We start from the raw sequence: 18372 nt of genomic DNA, 5'->3' as shown, positions 1-18372 counted from the left end.
AAAATCAGACAAATAAACAATGTTTCAAATTATTCAACATTGTTGAATAATTATACATTAGAATATATTAATTTTACATTAAGTTTGGGTGAAGTAGAATAAAACCCCCAGCATCATTTTCATTACATGGACAACAGCCCATCGGATAATTCAGGTTTTAATATTGGCGACAGGATAAAGACACTCAGATCAAGTCAGCAAAGGACCCTGCAGGACATTGCTGATGCCTGCGGCCTGTCGAAAAGCATGATCTCGAAAATCGAGAACAACCGCACTGTACCCTCGGTAGCTACGCTGGTAAAAATAGCCCAGATGTTAGGCACCAATATTTCAAACCTGATGGAGCAGCATGGCCGCGATAAAGCCATTATTACCACATTTGATACGGCAATGCAAAAGTTGACCAATACCGATAAAGGCTACTCTATTTTTCCTTACGCTACCGAGTTTCACGAAAAGAAGATGCAGCCGTTTTTGTTTGTGGCTAAAAAAGGCGAGGTTATACCGCACCAGCTATCGCACGAAGGTGAAGAGTATGTTTTTATTATTGATGGTGAAATGAAAATGCAGATAGGAGATACCGAATACACCCTTAAAAAAGGCGACAGCCTTTATTTTAGCGCGCTGCAAAAACATGGAATACTGCCTGTTACAGATAGCGTTACTTATTTGGATGTTTTTGTGTAGAGGCTAATCATATTATATACCATCTAATTTATCGGTATTAGCTTTCTGAAGGGAGTCGAACACCTTTTTTGGCTTAAATGAAGGCTTTAATTTCCTGGCAGTCAAAAAGGAAACTCCATAAAAAAAGGAAACGTCCATAATTGTACGTTTCCTTTAGTAGCCCGTAGGGGAATCGAACCCCTGTTTCTAGAATGAAAATCTAACGTCCTAACCCCTAGACGAACGGGCCATTTTTTGAGTCTGTAGTTATAAGTCTTGAGTCGGAAATGTTTTCAAAGCGACTCAAGACTTTGAACTAACGACTAATGACTGATATTAAAAAGTAGCCCGTAGGGGAATCGAACCCCTGTTTCTAGAATGAAAATCTAACGTCCTAACCCCTAGACGAACGGGCCATTTTAGTATCTCTACCTTTTATGGCATTTGCTATTTTATTTTTATTGTGATGTCGGTTAATAAACTTGCGTGCTATAATTAACCTTCAAAACAAAAAGAACAACCCTTATTTTGGGATTGCAAAGATATAGCTTTAAAAATAATTTAAAAATTTAATCGGATAATTTTTTACCTGTTCGGTATAAAAGTTTGAAAACATGGCTTAATTATATCCCAAGCACCTTTTTATATATCATTGCCTTGTCAATTTCATATTGGGCGGAATGCTTTTCTTGCCATCATACCCTGGTTTTAGCGTAAACGTTTGCGTAGAAAAAAAGCCCCTTTTTATAATGATATGCTAAAATTTAAGCAATTTAGCAGGCGGATGTCTATCTCATTTTATAAACATCATCATAACCAAACAAAATCTCAGTAATGGATATCAATTTCTCGCTAACCGATAAAGTAATTATAGTAACCGGTGGTACCGGAATTTTAGGCGATGCTTTCACTAAAGGTATTGCGCAGGCCGGTGCCACAGTAGGCATATTGGGCCGCAACCAGGCTGTAGCCGAAGAACGTGCCGCCGCCATCAATGCATCAGGTGGTAAAGCCATTGCTTTAGTTGCCGATGTAATGAATGAAGAGCAGCTTATCGCAGCAAAAAACAAAGTGATAGACACTTATGGCCGCATTGATGGTTTGGTTAACGGCGCGGGCGGTAATATGCCGGGTGCCGTTGTACAACCCGGCGATGATGTATTTAAACTGAACATGGATGCCATGAAGCAGGTGATGGACCTCAACCTGTACGGCACTATGATACCTACACAAATATTTGGTGAGGCTATTGCCCAAACAGGTAAAGGCAGTATTGTAAATATATCATCAATGGCGCCGCAGGGTGTAATTACCAAGGTATTGGGTTACAGTATGGGTAAAGCCGCTATTGATATTTATACCAAATGGTTCGCGGTGGAAACGGCGCGCCGCCATGGCGATACCATCCGCATTAATGCCATTGCCCCGGGTTTCTTTTTAACCGAGCAAAACCGCACACTATTAACCCAGCCCGATGGCAGCTATACTGAGCGCGGTAACCTGGTACTTAAAAAAACACCATTTGGCCGTTTTGGCGATGCCGATGAGCTGATTGGCGCATTGGTGTGGTTATTAAGCGATGCTTCAAAATTTGTTACCGGTACGGTAGTGAATGTGGATGGTGGTTTTTCAATTTTTAGTGGGGTATAATAAGATTTAAAGCTATGCGATCAGATCAACAACAAGCTATTTTTAGCATGACACAAACCATGCGCTGGTATGGCCCTAACGACCCTGTTAGCCTGGCCGATATACGTCAGGCAGGTTGCAGCGGTGTAGTTAGCGCCCTGCACCACATACCCAACGGGCAGGTGTGGACCATTGAAGAAATAAAAAAGCGCCAAGCCATTATTGAAGCGGCTGGCTTAGTTTGGGATGTAGTGGAGAGTGTACCCGTACACGAAGCCATTAAAACCCAAACCGGCGATTTTAAACAATATATTGAAAACTATAAGCAGAGCATTGTTAACCTGGCACATTGTGGCGTAAATATTGTTACCTACAATTTTATGCCCGTACTGGATTGGACCCGTACCGACCTTGCTTATACTGTTGAAGATGGCTCAAAAGCCCTCCGTTTTGAAAAGGCCGCCTTTATAGCCTTCGAAGTATTTATGCTTAAACGCAAAGGTGCCGAAACAGCTTACACCGCTGAAGAATTAGAGCGCGCTAAGCAACGTTTTAATGGCATGAGCGATGATGAAAAGCTTTTGCTGCAGCGCAACATTATAGCTGGTTTACCGGGCAGCGAAGAAAGCTTTACGCTCGAACAATTCCAGCAGGCGTTAGATGCTTATGATGGTATTGATGCTGCTAAACTACGCAGTAACCTTATCTATTTTCTGCAACATATCATCCCGGTGGCTGATGAGCATGGTGTAAAGATGGTGATACACCCCGATGATCCTCCTTACCCTATTTTAGGTTTGCCACGCGTGGTGAGCACTGCAGATGATATCAATGCGCTGATAACTGCTGTGCCCTCCTTAAATAACGGCTTATGCTTTTGTACAGGGTCATTTGGGGTGCGCCCTGATAATGACCTGCCTGCAATGGTGCGCCACTTTGCCGATCGTATCAACTTTATACACCTGCGTGCCACAAAACGTAATGAGTATGGCGATTTTTATGAAGACAACCACCTTGAAGGTGATGTTGATATGTACAGCGTAGTAAAAGAGTTGCTCCATGCCATGCAAAACCGAAAACTGAGCATACCCATGCGGCCCGACCATGGCCACCAAATGCTGGATGACCTGAAGAAGAAAACCAACCCGGGCTACTCTGCCATTGGCAGGTTACGCGGCCTGGCAGAACTGCGCGGACTTGAAATGGGTATAGCGAAATCAATATTGATTAAGTAATTGATTTACTATTATTTATATCAAATTTAAATAAAACATACGTCGCCCAAAATTGAGGCGATGTGTGTTTTACACGATGGTCCCATATATCCGGTTTACATTTTCTCGAACAAAATCTTTTGGGTACTAAAATTATAAATACTGTCTAATATGGCAACAATAAGTGGCCATTGTGCAGCTTTCTCAAAATTGTGGTTATATATCCTGTTAGCGGTTATAAATAATTTATCTCCGTTTATTTTGGCTGTTGTAGTAAACTCACCCGCTGTATTTTTTTCCTGATGATTAAGTTCTTCGACACCTTTTACCTGGTATCCTTTAGGTATATCAATAGTAATATTATGTGTTATGGTACGTGCGGCAGGCATATATACATCTGTTTTACGCTGGCGCTTGCTATCATCAATTTTGCTTTCGGTACCTAATAATTTACCTACTTCAAAAATATAACTCCCTCCGGCGCTTTTTACAAAATTGTTCATCACAAATGTTCCTGTAAAAGTAAAAACCGGGTTTACGCTGGTTACACCCGCGCTGTTAACTTTATAATTTGTAAGTTCAAGGGGCTCTTGTCCAAACTCGCCTTTTATTTCTTCTTTAAAATTAGTTTCGTTAGTTTGCCTTGCCTGCTCAAACTGGTTCTTTAGCTCAGCTATTGCTTTCTTAGTATCATTCGAATATATCCGCTTTGCAGGTTCGTCTGCACCAAGCAACTTTTTATATATTTCATCATATTGCTCAGGTAATATCAGGGCTTGCTGGTCTGCATGCCTCATCGAGCCCCCTTCACTAATTGTACGCTCAATTTTCACATTGCTCATGTTATCCGGAACAAATGCTATATTAAACTGGCTGTTGATATAGTTTTCTTTGCTTGGTACTACCGGAATGACCTCTCTTTTTTGTTCAAATTTACTCAGTGAATTTTTTTTATGTGTTAATACAATAGCCTCTTCGCCCTGGTATTGTTTTGGTATTTCATTAAAGTGAGTAAATCTATCATCGCAAGCCATATATAATGGTTTATCGCCGTTTACCCTGATCATCATTTGAATATCATTAGGCTCCATCACATATTCGAGCGAGCCCTTGTTACGCGATGCTACCAGCAAAATATCAAAATCAACTTCCATATCAAGCAAATAGCGCGCCATGGCATAAACTCCCGTACGGCTAAATGCATGCCTGGTATTACGGGCTGTTGTCATCACCATATCGCGCTCAAAATATAAATTAAAAGTATTCTGTTTCCACCAATCATAAAACACACGCATCGTACTATCCAAAGGAGCTGCCTTAAGCTCTTTACTTGTTTTATAATGTTCTTTTACAGCGGCGCGTAAATTACCCATCCACATATTTAATTTCAGGTATTTATCATCCTTTAAAAAATCTTCATAATCTTTAATAAAGTTATCTATGCGCGATTTGTCTTTATTATACTTGTCTTTTTCCGACTTTAAAAAGTTAAGATATTTATTTGTGTAGGTTGCCGCAAGTTCTACATATGGAAACTGCCTGAGCGGCGATGACCATAAGTTATCATCAAACTTTGGAATATCTTTAAATTTCAGGTTGTAAATTTTATCATCATTTTCTCCGGTACTTTCGGTAAAGGCTGGGGCACCATTGGCATTAATATAATAAACGTTAACCTTTTTGTTAAACTGAAAATTCAGTTGGTAATTCAATATCGGGTATTCGCCTGCTAATAAATATAAATAATGGCTGTTACCTGAGTCTGATTCGCTACCGTCAACCAATTCTATTGTTGAAATATAATAATCAATTATATCGCCAACCTGTAACTCCGGTATGGCTAATTTACCTTGCTTATTCTTTGCGTTATTCTCAATAAGTACCTCTTCGCCTGTGTTTACGATAACCTCTTTGCCATTGGGCTTAATTATTTTAACCCCAATGTAAGTATCCATTTTATTAGTAAACTTTACATATAAAAAACCTTTAGATTCATCACTGTTACGTTGATAGGATAATGATGAATAAGCATCGAGCGCTACCTTGTCATTAATTTTTACCCGTTCGCGGTAGGTAGTAACTTTGTTAGTGCGCGTTGCCGATGTTGGAAAATACATAAAGAATTTTAAGCGGCTGCCTGTAGTTTGCTGAATATTAACGGATTTAGCGATAATGACCGCACTTTCCTTTTTCATACTTTCGGGGATGACCTTTACATCAAATTCAGCTGCGTTATCGCCCCATATTTTGGCTTTAATTTCGGCGGCCTTTTGCGCATAAGATAATTCGGCCTTATCTACCTTATCTTTTTGAGCAAAAACATTTAAACTGATAAAACAAAGCAGTGCTATGGTAAAAATCCTCATCAATAGTTATTTATTTTTTATGCTGACAATATCGTTGTTAAGCATTATAATAACAAATAGTTTTTTTTGGGGGATGGGGCAATATTTCTGTTACATGTTGTTTTTGATAAAACAATGGCGTTCATCTCATGTCTTACCTACAAAACGTATAAACATGAAAAAGTTAATTTTAGCCGCAATAGTTGTAGGTGCAATGTCATTCGGCACTGCACAGGCACAAATCAGTTTTAATCCTTCAAAAAGATAAATTACAAGAGCCATATCCTTAACGGGATTTGGCTTTTTTTATTGGCTGCCAAGATCAAACCCAAACTGCCCGGCCTGTCAAAAATTGAACTGAGGGAAACACCAACCTTGGTAGTAATATACAAAGGCGTATAGACCAAACTGAAATAGGCAATGTCCTGTATACAATCAGACTGCCACCTCCTTCAACCCTTGGGTATTCTTGGGTATTTTCAAAACACGTTAACACATCTTTTCGCTGTTATAGGCACTATCACCAACCACCCAACTATTGCCATTTTCGCAAACATAAATCCACCATTTGGCATAATTCCTTGGGTATTCTTGGGTGTTTTTGGGTAAATTTTAGTTTTCAATTACCAAATTCGCAATTCAGAGCTTCTAAGATTTTCACCGATTGATTCATCCTGCTGATGTAATAACCCAATATTCAATCCTTCAAAAATCAATCCTTCAATCATTGAAACAGGGTGGTATTTGTGGGTATATTTTCAAAACCGACAACCCACCTGATCAAACATTCAATCAAATTACCAAGGGTGTGAAGTGGGTATTTTTTAAAGAACTTTAGCGGTGTAATCTTACCCATAAATCAATGCAATCACACTCACAAAATCGGTGTAATCTTACCCACAAATCGGTGCAATCACACTATACAAAAATACGAAAAGTCGAGCATATTTCCATCTCAAAACAGCAACATCTCACTCCATACCATCATACGTTTCAGGCGAGCATAAACAGGCTCCTTAATAAGAGCCTGTTTGTTTTGGTTATGTAGTCGGAGACTACAAGCATATATTAATTTGAAGTCAGAGACTTCTAATAGCAGGGGTCTGGAAATGGGTATAGCGAAATCAATATTTTGATTAATGTTTGAGGTGTATTTATTTTACGCACCTCAAACATTAATTATTTAATATTAATATTTTATATTGCATTAGTTTCACCTCTGATAAACTGATATTATATAGAATAAATGGTCAGGCAGTACGATAAGTATACTAATAAGTCATCTTCAAATAATACTACCACCGGCGCAGGCGCAAACGGCTTACGCATGCCCTCTGTACCCCCCTATCGCCTACAACAGAGTAATGACACCTTACAGCGTTATGTAAGAAACGATAATGAAAAAGTTGCTACAATAGAAGATGTCATAAAATTCATCGAGACAGCAAACCTGGATGACGTTCATTTAAAATTACCTGAGATTGAAAGACGCCTTTCAATTTATAATGATATTGAAGATCCTGTAATCGATATTGAAACCTTTTTAAAAGAGATAGGCGCTATTGGCGTTGAAGATTCAAAATCTGATGATGATGACGAATGGGATCCGGCCGACTATGCCGAAGAACCTTTAGAAACCGATGATATTGTATCCGGCGAGATCAGAAAATACCTCAGGTTCAATTCGGGAGCGAAAAAATGGATGAAAGATGATACTCCGCAAAAGAATGGCACATACATATGCCATATATGTGGCTGCGCTATAAAAAAAGGGCAATCAGTTGATATGGACCATTTACCGCCATGGAAAGATAGATTACATGCTTTTATTAATGTAGAAAAGCCTACAAGTCCAGACGATATTCAAGGGCCGGATATGGCAAGATTATATAACATGCGTGGCAGTGTATTTGCGCATTCAAAATGCAACAGGGGGCATTCCGGCGAAGGCAATTATAAAAAGAAATGGACCACTGCTGAAAATTGGTATAACTCGAATGGTGGCCCACCTTTTTAGGTAAAGTTCAATATTTTGATTTTTTTATTGATTCTTAAGCCTATTCTTTTTCCTTGCCCTTATCCTTCTCCACCCACTGCTTGCTGAAAGATTTATCAGCCACTACAGGCATATCCCTGAAATAGCCCCAGCCTTTTTTAAAGAACATGTTTAAGATCCTGTTCTTGGTTTTTCCGCTCAAAAAGTCCATCATTTTACGTGTGAGCATTCCTTTTTTCCATAGCGCCCATCCCCATTTTTCTTTTTTGGTGACGATGCCTTCTTTTACCGCGTCGCGGCGGTTGAGGAGCAGCATTTTGTGTATCTCTATTTTAACCGGGCAAACTTCGCTGCAGTTACCGCACAGGCTCGATGCATAACTGAGGTGCTTAAAATCTTCCATCCCACGCATATGCGGCGTAATGACCGAGCCAATGGGCCCGCTGTATGGCGTGTTATACGTATGCCCGCCAACGTTTTTATATATCGGGCAGGCATTGAGGCAGGCACCGCAACGAATGCAGTACAGGCCTTGCCTTTGGTCTTTTTGGGCAAGCAGGTTGGTGCGTCCGTTATCTAACAGGATAACGTACATCTCTTCGGGGCCGTCAGTCTCATCGGGTTGGCGGGGGCCGCTTAAAATAGAGTTATATACGGTTAAGTTTTGACCGGTGCCGTGGGTGCTGAGTAGCGGCCAGAACAGGTCCAGATCAGCCATTGACGGGATGATCTTTTCGATACCCACAATGGCAATATGTATTTTAGGAAAGGTGGTGCATAAGCGGGCATTACCTTCATTTTCGCTTATCGCGATGCTGCCTGTATCTGCTATTAAAAAATTAGCGCCTGTAATGCCAACATCGGCCCTGAGGTATTTTTCGCGAAGTAACTCGCGGGCCTTTAGGGTAAGCTGCTCGGGTGTGGCGTCTATGGGTGTGTCAAAACGTTCGTGGAACAATTTGGCAATGTCCTCTTTGCTCAGGTGCATGGCCGGGGTAACTATGTGATACGGTGGCTGGCCAAGCAGTTGCACTATGTATTCGCCCAGGTCGGTTTCCAGCGATTCGATACCGTGGCTCTCCAAAAACTCGTTGATGTGGATCTCTTCCGTCACCATCGATTTAGACTTCACTACCGTTTTGGCATTGGCACGCTGCATGATCTGCAATATCTCGGCTTGTGCTTCTTCAGCATCATTGGCCCAAATCACCTTACCACCACGGCGTTGAAAGTTGCTCTCGAACTCCGGTAAAAATTTATCCAGGTTCTCCATTACTTTCCATTTGATGGTATGGGCCTTGCGTTTGGCATTTTCAAGGTTAGCTATCCGCGATAAGCCACGCTCAACAGCTACATCATACTTACCGATATTGTAATTCAATATCCGGCGGTGGTCCCTGTCAAAAGCCTTATCCTCAGCCGCTACCAAAAATTCATCCGCAATGCTTGTCATAGCTTCAAAAATAGGGATTATATTTTTTGATTACACTGATTGAAAAGGATTGCACCGATGATTTTATCCACAAATAAAAAACCGATGCGAGATTGGCGGTATTTATTTTATATTTATTTCACACAATACAAATTCATATAAATAGATATGAATTTATTCGACTTAAACCAGTACGACATGAAAGTAAAATATGTAATGTTTAGCTTAATGATTTTATATTCTAACTATTTGTTCGCGAGATCAAGTGCAACAACAGACAGCATTAAAATGCTGAATAGCAAAATAATCGACCAACAAGCGCAAATTGACAGACTTAACTCATTAATTCAGACAAGTAATGGAAGTATAGCCAACTCAATATCAGGTAGTCAACATTATTTAAGCGTTTTTACCGTTTTATTTTCATTATTGGGAATTTTAATTGGAATAGCAATAACATATTTAACTAATCGAGCTTCACATATTCTAAGAGATAATCGTTTGGTTCTTGAAGAAACCAAAAGGAGTAGAAATGAAACTATCGAAATACAAGATAATGTTAAATCGTTATCCGATACAATCAATAATAATTTAGGTGATTTGTATGTTAAACTACAAGACGAAGAACTCATTCAGACAATAAATATTTTAACAAACAATCCCGATCCTAATCTTGTTGAATTTTACACTCAAAAATTATATTCAAGGCCAGCTTTATCGAAAGTATATTTCGAACCACTAATGAATATGGCTAAAAAATCGCCGAATGCAAGATATTGTGCTATAGATCTACTTTTTATACATTATAAATTTGATGAAATACTTAAAGATGAAGAAGTTGCAAAAAACATCACAACGTTACCGAACTCAAATTTAAACGACAAGTATCAAATTATTGATTATATCTATTCTAAATATTGTGAAGGGAATTTTGCGCCATATGCAAAAATTATTGATACCTTCTGCAATGTCAATCTATCTACCGAAGAGTACGAAAATCTCACACTGGGAAATCCGGATAACCTATCTAATCAACATAAACATATTTACAATAAGTTTGGAAAAGATTTCCTGCTTGAACGAGTATCTAAAACATTATCCCATGAATTATTTGAAAAAGAAGCCAAAGTTTTTTTAATTACTTTAGATAAAAGTGAAATACATGAAGAGTCAGAAGTGTGGCGTGACCTACAAAATATTCTAAACTCTAAACGTTATACTTTCTTTGGGCCACATTTTAAAACCATTTTTGATAAATTATGGTCTGAATTTACTACATCAAAATAAATAATATTGACACAAAGTTTCACGATAGGCACTTCTTCAAAATAACAAAAATGGCCAACGTAAAAGTTGGCCATTTTTATAAAAGTTGCTTTATTAATTTTACTGTTTACCTGTATTCCCGTCAACCACAGGGCGTTTATCGCGGTTGGCAATATCCCAGCCGGTGTAAAATACCAGTTGCGCACGTTTAGCCAGCATCGGGAAGCCGATCTTATCAACCTCATCGCTTGGTTTGTGGTAATCGGCATGCACGCCGTCAAAATAGAAAATGATGGGTACACCATGCTTAGCGAAGTTGTAATGATCTGAGCGATAGTAAAAGCGGTTTGGGTCGTTCAGGTCGTCATATTTATAATCGAGCACCATATGGGTGTAAGTGCTGTTTACCTTTTCAGTGATCTTATGCAGATCGGTGCTTAACATGCTCGAACCGATAACATATACATAGTTTAACGAATCGGGTTTGCCTATCATATCAAAACCCACACGGCCTATCATATCAATATTCAGATCGGTAACGGTTTTTTCCAGCGGGAATACCGGGTGGCTTGTATAGTATTCAGAGCCCAGCAAACCCTTTTCTTCGCCAACGTTGGCTAAAAATAAAATGCTGCGGCGCGGCCCATGGCCATCTTTTTTTGCTTGCGCGAAGGCACGTGCAATTTCTAAAATACCTGTAGTGCCCGATCCGTCATCATCAGCACCGTTATTTACTTTATCAGTTCCGGATGTAGTTAAACCGATATGATCGTAATGTGCAGAGAATACCAATACTTCGTCTTTCAGGTCGGTGCCCGGCAAAAAGCCTAAAACATCAACAGCTTTAACGTCAGTACTCACTGTGCTTACCACAAGGCTCAAATCGGTTTTAATGGCCTGGTTTGGCTGCATACCATCCGCGTCGGCCGAAGCTTTGAAGGTCTCAAAAGTTTCGCCCGAGTTTGCAAACACCTGGTTACCCACCTCGGTTGTTATTGTTAAAACAGGCGCTGCCACCGGTGCCGGCTTATCTTCTTTTATTGATAAACGCATAGCATTACCTGCCCCACCACGACTATTACCGCCTATATTGGCGCTGCAATTAATAATGAGCAATGGATTTTTAGACCGCAAAAACAGGATGCGTTTAGCCGAGTTTTGCGGGGTTTCACCATCGGAAATAATGAAAACAGCCTTACCTTTAATATCAGTGTTACCCAACTCGGCGGCAGGGTCGCCACCAGGTTTATGGCTCAAAAACATCACCTCGTTTACGGCTATGGTTTTGTCGCCGGTTGGGCCCGAAACCGATGAAACGTTAAAATCCTTACGATAAGCAAAAGCATTGCCGTTTACGGTTAATGATTTTACATCGAATGATTTACCTACTAATGGCACATCTAAAAAATATGAACCATTTACCGGTGCCTGCAACCCAAGGCGTTTAAACTCTGCTGCAATATAATTAGCCGCCATCATGGCACCCGGTTTACCGGTTTCGCGGCCTTCAAAGGCATCGGACGCGATGATACTTAAATGTTTTTTGGCATCTTCGGCGGTTATTAGAGCCGCGTATTTTTTTTGAATCGGATCCTGCGCAAAAAGACAGGTCGAAAAGGTCAGCGCGAGGGCTGTTGAGCAAAATATCTTCATTGATGAGTTAATTAATGTTGCCCTAAGTTAGCAAGAAATTTTATTTACACGATTAGCATGGCGGCCGCCTTCAAATTCGGTAGTAAAAAATGTCTCTACTATCTTTTCGGCCAGCTCAAAGGAGATAAACCTTTCGGGTATACATACAATATTGGCATTGTTATGTTTACGTGCCAAGGCGGCCAACTCTTCGTTCCAGCAAATGGCGGCACGTATGTTTTGGTGTTTGTTGGCGGTAATAGCTACGCCGTTGGCGCTACCGCAAATGAGGATACCGAGATCAAACCCACCACTTTCAACCGCTGATGCTACCGGATGAGCAAAATCGGGATAATCAACTGAATCAGTACTGTGGGTACCAAAGTCTTTTAGCTCTGTTACCTTTAATTTTTGTAAAAATTGTTGTTTATAGCTAAAGCCGGCATGATCGCCGCCGATAGCAATTTTTAAATTGTGCATTAAAATTATACTGTTAGGCGTTTAAAAAATCCTGTTCTTTTAATTGCTTGCGCTTAACTACGCGTGCCGCTACTTTAATACTTAATTCGTACAATAAAAACAACGGAGCGCTTATCACCAGCATAGTGGTAACATCGGGCGTTGGTGTAACCAGCATGGCAATGATCATGATGATGATGATGGCATAGCGGCGCTTCTCGCGCATAAAGGTAGGGGTCAGTATCCCGATAGTGGCCAAAATAAACACAATGATTGGCAACTGGAATACCAGGCCGCTAACCAGTGTTAAAGTGGCTACCGAGGTAAGGTATGAATCAATAGTAAAGATATTTTTAACCTCGGCGCTGAATGTATAGTTGGTTAGAAAGTGTAGTGACAGCGGAGCTACCACATAGTATCCAAAAAGTATCCCTGTACCGAAAAGTAATGAACAATAAAACACGAAGCCACTGGTGGCCTTTTGTTCTTTTTCGCGCAAAGCAGGTTTAACAAACCGCCATATTTCCCATAACAGATACGGAAAACCTAATATTAAAGCGATAATAATAGACGCGTTTATTTGCATTGAAAACTGGCCTGCAAGCTCGGTATTCTGCAATTCGCCGGGAAGATCCTTATTAATGCACATGCCGCTGCTACCTAATAAGGCACCCAGTTTACAAAGCAAACGATAGGTTAAAAAATCGCCGTGCTTGGGGCCCATTACCAGGTTTTGCCATATCGTATCGAAATAATAAAAAGCAAAACAGGCAAAAACTACAATGGCTACAGCTGCACGCATTAAATGCCACCTTAATACCTCAAGGTGATCAAAAAACGACATTTCGCTTTCCAGACTCTTTGTTTTACCCCTTATCGAATCTAATAGTTTGCCCATTGTATATTTAAAAAAACAAAAGTACCATTCTTATAACTTAGAATGGTACTTACGGTTTAACTGTTATATCAGTTTCATGCTTTATTCCGAAATATCGAACGTATCCATAAACTTGGTGGTAAAGTTACCTGCCCTGAAGTTTGGATCGGCCAATAGTTTTAAGTGGAACGGTATGGTTGTTTTAACACCCTCTATCACAAACTCTGATAATGCGCGGTGCATGGTATTCAATGCTTCTTCGCGGGTTTGCGCGGTACATATTACCTTAGCTATCATCGAATCGTAATTCGGCGGGATAACGTAACCTGTGTATACGTGTGTATCTATACGAACACCATGGCCACCCGGTGAGTGGAAATTAGTGATCTTACCCGGGCTCGGGCGGAAATCTTTAAACGGATCTTCGGCATTGATACGGCACTCAATGGCGCACATGGTTGGCTCGTAGTTTTTACCTGAGATAGGAATACCGGCAGCTACTTTAATTTGCTCTTTGATCAGGTCAAAGTTGATCACCTCTTCGGTAACCGGGTGTTCTACCTGGATACGGGTATTCATTTCCATAAAGTAGAAATTGCGGTGTTTATCCACCAAAAACTCTACCGTACCGGCTCCTTCGTATTTAACGGCTTTGGCACCTTTAATGGCGGCCTCGCCCATTTTTTTACGCAGCTTTTCTGTCATGAAAGGTGATGGCGACTCTTCCACCAATTTTTGGTGGCGGCGCTGTATCGAACAATCACGTTCAGATAAATGACAAACTTTTCCGTATTGGTCGCCCACTACCTGTATTTCGATGTGACGCGGATCTTCAACGTATTTTTCGAGATATAAGCCATCGTTACCAAAAGCGGCACCAGATTCGGCACGACATGAATCCCATGCATTCTCAAAATCGGCGTCTTTCCAAACAATACGCATACCACGGCCACCGCCACCGGCAGTTGCTTTTAATATAACGGGGTAGCCAATTTTATTCGAAATGCTGATACCTTCTTTAACATCGGCTAACAAACCTTCAGATCCCGGTATCGTTGGCACACCGGCCTTTTTCATGGTAGCTTTAGCCGAAGCCTTATCGCCCATGCCATTGATCTGATCTGCAGTAGCACCAATAAATTTAATATTGTATTCGGCACAAATAGCTGAGAATTTAGCATTCTCTGATAAGAAACCATATCCCGGATGGATCGCATCGGCGTTAGTTACTTCGGCAGCCGAAATGATATTGGGTATGTTAAGATATGAATCGCGGCTTGGCGGCGGGCCAATGCATACGGCCTCATCAGCAAAACGTACGTGCAGGCTATCGCGATCGGCAGTAGAATATACGGCTACGGTTTTAATACCCATCTCTTTACAGGTACGGATGATCCGCAGGGCAATTTCACCACGATTAGCTATTAATATTTTTTTAAACATTGTTTTTAAAGTTAAGTAGTTGATTAGATGAATGGTTGATTAGGTTCAACTATTCACAACTCAAATAAATTGGGTTGAATGACAATAAAATGAGTAAACCCTACTCACTTAATCAACAATTCAACCAGTCAACTAATTACGATGGATCAACCAAGAATAAAGGCTGATCGTACTCAACAGGCGAAGCATTATCAACCAATACTTTTACAATTTTGCCCGATACTTCGGCCTCAATTTCGTTGAAAAGTTTCATGGCTTCGATAATGCAAAGCACATCGCCGCTGTTTATTTCATCACCAACATTAACAAACAAAGGTTTATCAGGTGATGATGAACGGTAGAACGTACCGATCATTGGCGATTTGATGGTAATATAATGTGAGGTATCAGGTCCGGCAGCAGCGGTCGGTTCAGCGGCGGCTGGTGCCGGGGCGGCAGCAACTGGCGTAGGTGCATATACCGGTGCGGCAGCAGGTATAGTAGCGTTAACTACTGTTTGTACCTGGTTTGTTTTTATCGTGATCTTAAAATCCTCCTGCTCAATGGCAACTTCGTTCACGCCAGATTTGGCTACGAAGCGGATCAGTTCTTGTATTTGTTTAATATCCATTAGTTTGCGTAGTGTGGTTTATTGGATAAAATTAGATGTCTAAGTTATAAAATGTTGTTGTAAATCAATATGCCCATTTCAAATAAATGGAGCCCCAGGTAAACCCGCCGCCAAAGGCAGCTAATATCAGGGTATCACCTTTTTTCAATTTACTTTCCCATTCCCATAAACACAGGGGTATGGTACCGTTAGTAGTATTGCCGTAACGCTCAATGTTTTTCATTATGCGCTCATCGGGCACACCTGTACGGGCAGCGGTTGCATCAATAATTCGTTTATTAGCCTGGTGGGGTACCAACCAGGTAACATCATCGGCAGTGATATTGTTTCGCTCCATTACCTCAACAGCAACTTCGGCCATATTGGTAACGGCAAATTTGAATACTGTTTTACCTTCCTGGAAAGCGAAGTGCTTTTTAGCGTCAACCGTTTCGTGCGATGCCGGCAGTAATGAGCCACCCGCTTGCTGGTTTAAAAACTCGCGGCCCGAACCATCTGTTTTGCAGATAGAATCAAGTATGCCATAACCATCTGTATTGGGTTCTAACAAAGCGCAGCCGCAGCCATCGCCAAAAATAATGCAGGTAGCCCGGTCTTCATAGTTAATGATAGACGACATTTTATCGCCACCAACAACCAAAACCTTGGTATACTTACCACTTTCAATAAACTGGGCACCGGTAGTTAAACCGAAAATAAAGCCTGAGCACGCGGCCTGCAGATCATATCCCCATGAATTGATAGCGCCAATTTTATCGGCCAATACGTTTGCCGTTGCCGGGAAAGGCATATCGGGCGTAGTGGTACAAAAAATAATTAAGTCAATTTCGGCAGCAGAAATGCCTCTTTTGGTTAACAGCTGGTTCACCGCGTGAACCGCCATATCAGATGTGGCTAAGCCCTCACCTTTTAAAATTCTGCGTTCTTTAATACCTGTGCGTGTGGTTATCCATTCATCATTGGTATCTACCATGGTTTCCAGTTCATGGTTATCTAACACATAATCCGGTACGTAACCACCAACAGCCGTTATAGCGGCATGAATTTTACTCATTTAATTAGGGTTTATTGAAAAGCCTGCTTTATTTTATCAACAAGGCCCGTATCGACCATGTTTTTAGAAAGAAGTACCATGTTTTTTATAGCCAGCGGGGTTGATATACCGTGGCCAACCACAACAGGGGCATTAACACCCAAAATAGGGCTGCCACCATATTGCTCATAATTAAAGCGGTCGAAAAACTCGTCTTTAAAGCCTTTCTTTAATGTTACTACATAAAAAGACTCGGCCATTTTAAGCATTACGTTACCCGTAAAGCCATCGCTAACTATTACATCGCTGCCATCGCTAAACAGGTCGCGCCCCTCAACATTGCCTACAAAATTGAAAAGGCCGCTTTCCTTCATCAAAGGGTAAGTGGCCTGGCATAAAATATTACCTTTTTCTTCTTCTTCGCCAATGTTCATCAGCGCAACGCGCGGGTTTTGCACGCCGTAAACCGACTCGGCAAACAGGCTGCCTAAAACACCGAACTGCACTAATACTTCTGGTTTACAATCAGCATTGGCGCCAACATCCAGCAGGATATTGAAACCACCTTTAATTTTAGGGCAAATGGCCGTCATGGCAGGGCGTTGTACACCCGGTATAGCTTTTACGCTAAACAGCGACCCCACAAGCATAGCGCCTGTGTTCCCCGCCGATGAAAACGCCTGGATGTTACCTTCTTTAAGCAATTGGAAACCAACGCTTATGCTCGAGTTTGGTTTTTGAACAACCGCTTTGGTAGGGTGCTCACCCATACCAATCACTTCGGTAGTATGTACATACTCGAAGTGATCAGGGTTAAAATCATTTTCGCGCAGAATAGCTGTAGCAGCATCCTTATCGCCTATCAGCACCAAAGTATCTGATGGCGACAATTCTGAATAAGCAGCAATAGCACCCAATACGGTTGCCTTCGGTGCATAATCACCGCCCATAATGTCTAAGCCAATCTTCATATAGAAAATTAAACTTAGGCTACTGCAGCTTTCTCGATCAGGATCTTTCCGTTGAAGTAAACGTTACCATCAACTGTGTATGCACGGTGTGGCAAGTGAACAGCGCCGGTAGTGGTGCATGTAGTTAACGTTGGAGCTTCAGCTTTGTAGTGTGTTCTACGCTTGTCTCTTCTTGATTTGGATATTTTCCGTTTTGGATGTGCCATAACTCTTTTTTGTTACTATTTATTTAATTTTTTTGAGGGCGTCCCACGTTGGGTCGTCCTGTTCATCATCGGGCTCTTCGCCACCGCCTGCCAATTTTTCTAACTTGTCAAGCATATCATTATCACAGTATTGTGTTCTTCCTTCATCGGTGCAAACCGCAACAAACGGCACTGCAACGTTTATGTATTCGTATATTAACGGCGCTACGTTGATCTCGTTATCGTTCTTCGTAAGCAACATCATATCCTCATCATCGCCCATATCCTGCTCACTAAACTTGGCTATCTGTTGCTCGGCTATCTCAATATATTGAGGATAGCTGGATAAGCAACGGTCGCAAGCCAGGTCGATAGTGCCGGTAATGTCGAAATTCAACACCAGCATGGTCTCTTGCCTGTCGAGCTCCACCACGCATTTTAAGTCGCCTTTTTTAACTAACGAATATTCAAATTCGTTAAAAAAGACATCTGTTACCTCAAAATCAAACCGGTGTTTTCCAAGCTTGAGTCCCGTAAAGGGTATTGAGTATTGCTTTAGCGATTTCAATGAGCGTTAATTAGCCCGCAAATTTAGGAAAATTTATACAAGTGGA

At 41.0% G+C, this 18372-nt stretch carries 16 protein-coding genes and 2 tRNA genes; 5 read left to right on the top strand and 13 right to left on the bottom strand.

Annotation, left to right across the window (positions count from 1 at the left end):
• The first annotated feature begins 126 nt into the window (after positions 1-126).
• Positions 127-687, top strand: a complete 561-nt coding sequence (locus KXQ82_RS03050) for a helix-turn-helix domain-containing protein (RefSeq protein WP_219486636.1) — start codon at positions 127-129, stop codon at positions 685-687.
• Positions 688-844: 157 nt separating this feature from the next.
• Here KXQ82_RS03050 and KXQ82_RS03045 read toward each other — a convergent pair.
• Together KXQ82_RS03045 and KXQ82_RS03040 are read right to left on the bottom strand one after the other, a co-directional pair.
• Positions 845-916, bottom strand: a tRNA-Glu gene (locus tag KXQ82_RS03045).
• 94 nt (positions 917-1010) lie between these two features.
• A tRNA-Glu gene (locus KXQ82_RS03040) sits at positions 1011-1082 on the bottom strand.
• A 418-nt stretch (positions 1083-1500) separates the two neighbouring features.
• Here KXQ82_RS03040 and KXQ82_RS03035 point away from each other — a divergent pair.
• Positions 1501-2316: an SDR family oxidoreductase gene (locus tag KXQ82_RS03035; protein ID WP_219486635.1), complete on the top strand. Its 816-nt coding sequence runs from the start codon at positions 1501-1503 to the stop codon at positions 2314-2316.
• Positions 2317-2330: 14 nt separating this feature from the next.
• The gene (gene uxuA, locus KXQ82_RS03030; RefSeq protein WP_255563383.1) at positions 2331-3530 is read left to right on the top strand and encodes a mannonate dehydratase; all 1200 of its coding nucleotides are present in this window, start codon (positions 2331-2333) and stop codon (positions 3528-3530) included.
• 95 nt (positions 3531-3625) lie between these two features.
• On the opposite strand, the gene KXQ82_RS03025 is transcribed toward uxuA, so the two are convergent.
• Positions 3626-5875: a DUF3858 domain-containing protein gene (locus tag KXQ82_RS03025; RefSeq protein ID WP_219486634.1), complete on the bottom strand. Its 2250-nt coding sequence runs from the start codon at positions 5873-5875 to the stop codon at positions 3626-3628.
• Positions 5876-7100: 1225 nt separating this feature from the next.
• On the opposite strand from KXQ82_RS03025, the gene KXQ82_RS03020 reads away from it, so the two are divergent.
• Complete coding sequence (locus KXQ82_RS03020) at positions 7101-7871, top strand: hypothetical protein (RefSeq protein WP_219486633.1); 771 nt, start codon at positions 7101-7103, stop codon at positions 7869-7871.
• A 40-nt stretch (positions 7872-7911) separates the two neighbouring features.
• Here the strand turns inward: KXQ82_RS03020 and KXQ82_RS03015 are convergent, their stop codons facing one another.
• Complete coding sequence (locus KXQ82_RS03015) at positions 7912-9303, bottom strand: LutB/LldF family L-lactate oxidation iron-sulfur protein (RefSeq protein ID WP_219486632.1); 1392 nt, start codon at positions 9301-9303, stop codon at positions 7912-7914.
• 177 nt (positions 9304-9480) lie between these two features.
• Between KXQ82_RS03015 and KXQ82_RS03010 the strand changes: the two genes are divergently transcribed.
• A complete protein-coding gene (locus KXQ82_RS03010) occupies positions 9481-10569 on the top strand; it encodes a hypothetical protein (protein WP_219486631.1) in 1089 nt (362 codons plus the stop codon).
• Between the two features lie 99 nt (positions 10570-10668).
• Here KXQ82_RS03010 and KXQ82_RS03005 read toward each other — a convergent pair whose 3' ends face one another.
• The 9 genes from KXQ82_RS03005 to KXQ82_RS02965 all read right to left on the bottom strand — a co-directional run bounded on the left by KXQ82_RS03005 (position 10669) and on the right by KXQ82_RS02965 (position 18326).
• Positions 10669-12201 (bottom strand): M28 family peptidase, encoded by a 1533-nt coding sequence (locus tag KXQ82_RS03005; protein WP_219486630.1) that lies wholly within the window; start codon positions 12199-12201, stop codon positions 10669-10671.
• Positions 12202-12228: 27 nt separating this feature from the next.
• Entirely contained in the window at positions 12229-12660 is a 432-nt protein-coding gene (gene rpiB, locus KXQ82_RS03000; protein WP_219486629.1) for a ribose 5-phosphate isomerase B, read from the bottom strand.
• Positions 12661-12673: 13 nt separating this feature from the next.
• Positions 12674-13537 carry a twin-arginine translocase subunit TatC gene (tatC, locus tag KXQ82_RS02995; protein ID WP_219486628.1) on the bottom strand — a complete coding sequence of 288 codons (864 nt, stop codon included), beginning with the start codon at positions 13535-13537 and terminating at the stop codon, positions 12674-12676.
• A gap of 81 nt (positions 13538-13618) precedes the next feature.
• Positions 13619-14959, bottom strand: coding sequence for an acetyl-CoA carboxylase biotin carboxylase subunit (accC, locus tag KXQ82_RS02990; protein ID WP_219486627.1), 1341 nt, complete (start codon positions 14957-14959; stop codon positions 13619-13621).
• A 136-nt stretch (positions 14960-15095) separates the two neighbouring features.
• The gene (gene accB, locus KXQ82_RS02985; RefSeq protein ID WP_219486626.1) at positions 15096-15569 is read right to left on the bottom strand and encodes an acetyl-CoA carboxylase biotin carboxyl carrier protein; all 474 of its coding nucleotides are present in this window, start codon (positions 15567-15569) and stop codon (positions 15096-15098) included.
• Between the two features lie 64 nt (positions 15570-15633).
• Positions 15634-16623 carry a beta-ketoacyl-ACP synthase III gene (locus KXQ82_RS02980; RefSeq protein ID WP_219486625.1) on the bottom strand — a complete coding sequence of 330 codons (990 nt, stop codon included), beginning with the start codon at positions 16621-16623 and terminating at the stop codon, positions 15634-15636.
• An 11-nt stretch (positions 16624-16634) separates the two neighbouring features.
• Positions 16635-17573, bottom strand: coding sequence for a phosphate acyltransferase PlsX (plsX, locus tag KXQ82_RS02975; RefSeq protein ID WP_219486624.1), 939 nt, complete (start codon positions 17571-17573; stop codon positions 16635-16637).
• 14 nt (positions 17574-17587) lie between these two features.
• Positions 17588-17779 (bottom strand): 50S ribosomal protein L32, encoded by a 192-nt coding sequence (gene rpmF / locus KXQ82_RS02970; protein WP_219486623.1) that lies wholly within the window; start codon positions 17777-17779, stop codon positions 17588-17590.
• 19 nt (positions 17780-17798) lie between these two features.
• Positions 17799-18326 (bottom strand): YceD family protein, encoded by a 528-nt coding sequence (locus KXQ82_RS02965; RefSeq protein WP_219486622.1) that lies wholly within the window; start codon positions 18324-18326, stop codon positions 17799-17801.
• Positions 18327-18372: the final 46 nt, after the last annotated feature.

The sequence above is a fragment of the Mucilaginibacter rivuli genome, from assembly GCF_019391655.1.
Classification (GTDB): domain Bacteria; phylum Bacteroidota; class Bacteroidia; order Sphingobacteriales; family Sphingobacteriaceae; genus Mucilaginibacter; species Mucilaginibacter rivuli.
Note: the sequence above shows the minus strand (reverse complement) of the source record. Positions and strands in the feature narration are given on the sequence as shown.

Coding starts and splice junctions, on each gene's coding strand:
- KXQ82_RS03050 (WP_219486636.1), top strand. CDS start 127: ATGGACAACAGCCCATCGGATAATTCAGGTTTTAATATTGGCGACAGG.
- KXQ82_RS03035 (WP_219486635.1), top strand. CDS start 1,501: ATGGATATCAATTTCTCGCTAACCGATAAAGTAATTATAGTAACCGGT.
- uxuA (WP_255563383.1), top strand. CDS start 2,331: ATGCGATCAGATCAACAACAAGCTATTTTTAGCATGACACAAACCATG.
- KXQ82_RS03025 (WP_219486634.1), bottom strand. CDS start 5,875: ATGAGGATTTTTACCATAGCACTGCTTTGTTTTATCAGTTTAAATGTT.
- KXQ82_RS03020 (WP_219486633.1), top strand. CDS start 7,101: ATGGTCAGGCAGTACGATAAGTATACTAATAAGTCATCTTCAAATAAT.
- KXQ82_RS03015 (WP_219486632.1), bottom strand. CDS start 9,303: ATGACAAGCATTGCGGATGAATTTTTGGTAGCGGCTGAGGATAAGGCT.
- KXQ82_RS03010 (WP_219486631.1), top strand. CDS start 9,481: ATGAAAGTAAAATATGTAATGTTTAGCTTAATGATTTTATATTCTAAC.
- KXQ82_RS03005 (WP_219486630.1), bottom strand. CDS start 12,201: ATGAAGATATTTTGCTCAACAGCCCTCGCGCTGACCTTTTCGACCTGT.
- rpiB (WP_219486629.1), bottom strand. CDS start 12,660: ATGCACAATTTAAAAATTGCTATCGGCGGCGATCATGCCGGCTTTAGC.
- tatC (WP_219486628.1), bottom strand. CDS start 13,537: ATGGGCAAACTATTAGATTCGATAAGGGGTAAAACAAAGAGTCTGGAA.
- accC (WP_219486627.1), bottom strand. CDS start 14,959: ATGTTTAAAAAAATATTAATAGCTAATCGTGGTGAAATTGCCCTGCGG.
- accB (WP_219486626.1), bottom strand. CDS start 15,569: ATGGATATTAAACAAATACAAGAACTGATCCGCTTCGTAGCCAAATCT.
- KXQ82_RS02980 (WP_219486625.1), bottom strand. CDS start 16,623: ATGAGTAAAATTCATGCCGCTATAACGGCTGTTGGTGGTTACGTACCG.
- plsX (WP_219486624.1), bottom strand. CDS start 17,573: ATGAAGATTGGCTTAGACATTATGGGCGGTGATTATGCACCGAAGGCA.
- rpmF (WP_219486623.1), bottom strand. CDS start 17,779: ATGGCACATCCAAAACGGAAAATATCCAAATCAAGAAGAGACAAGCGT.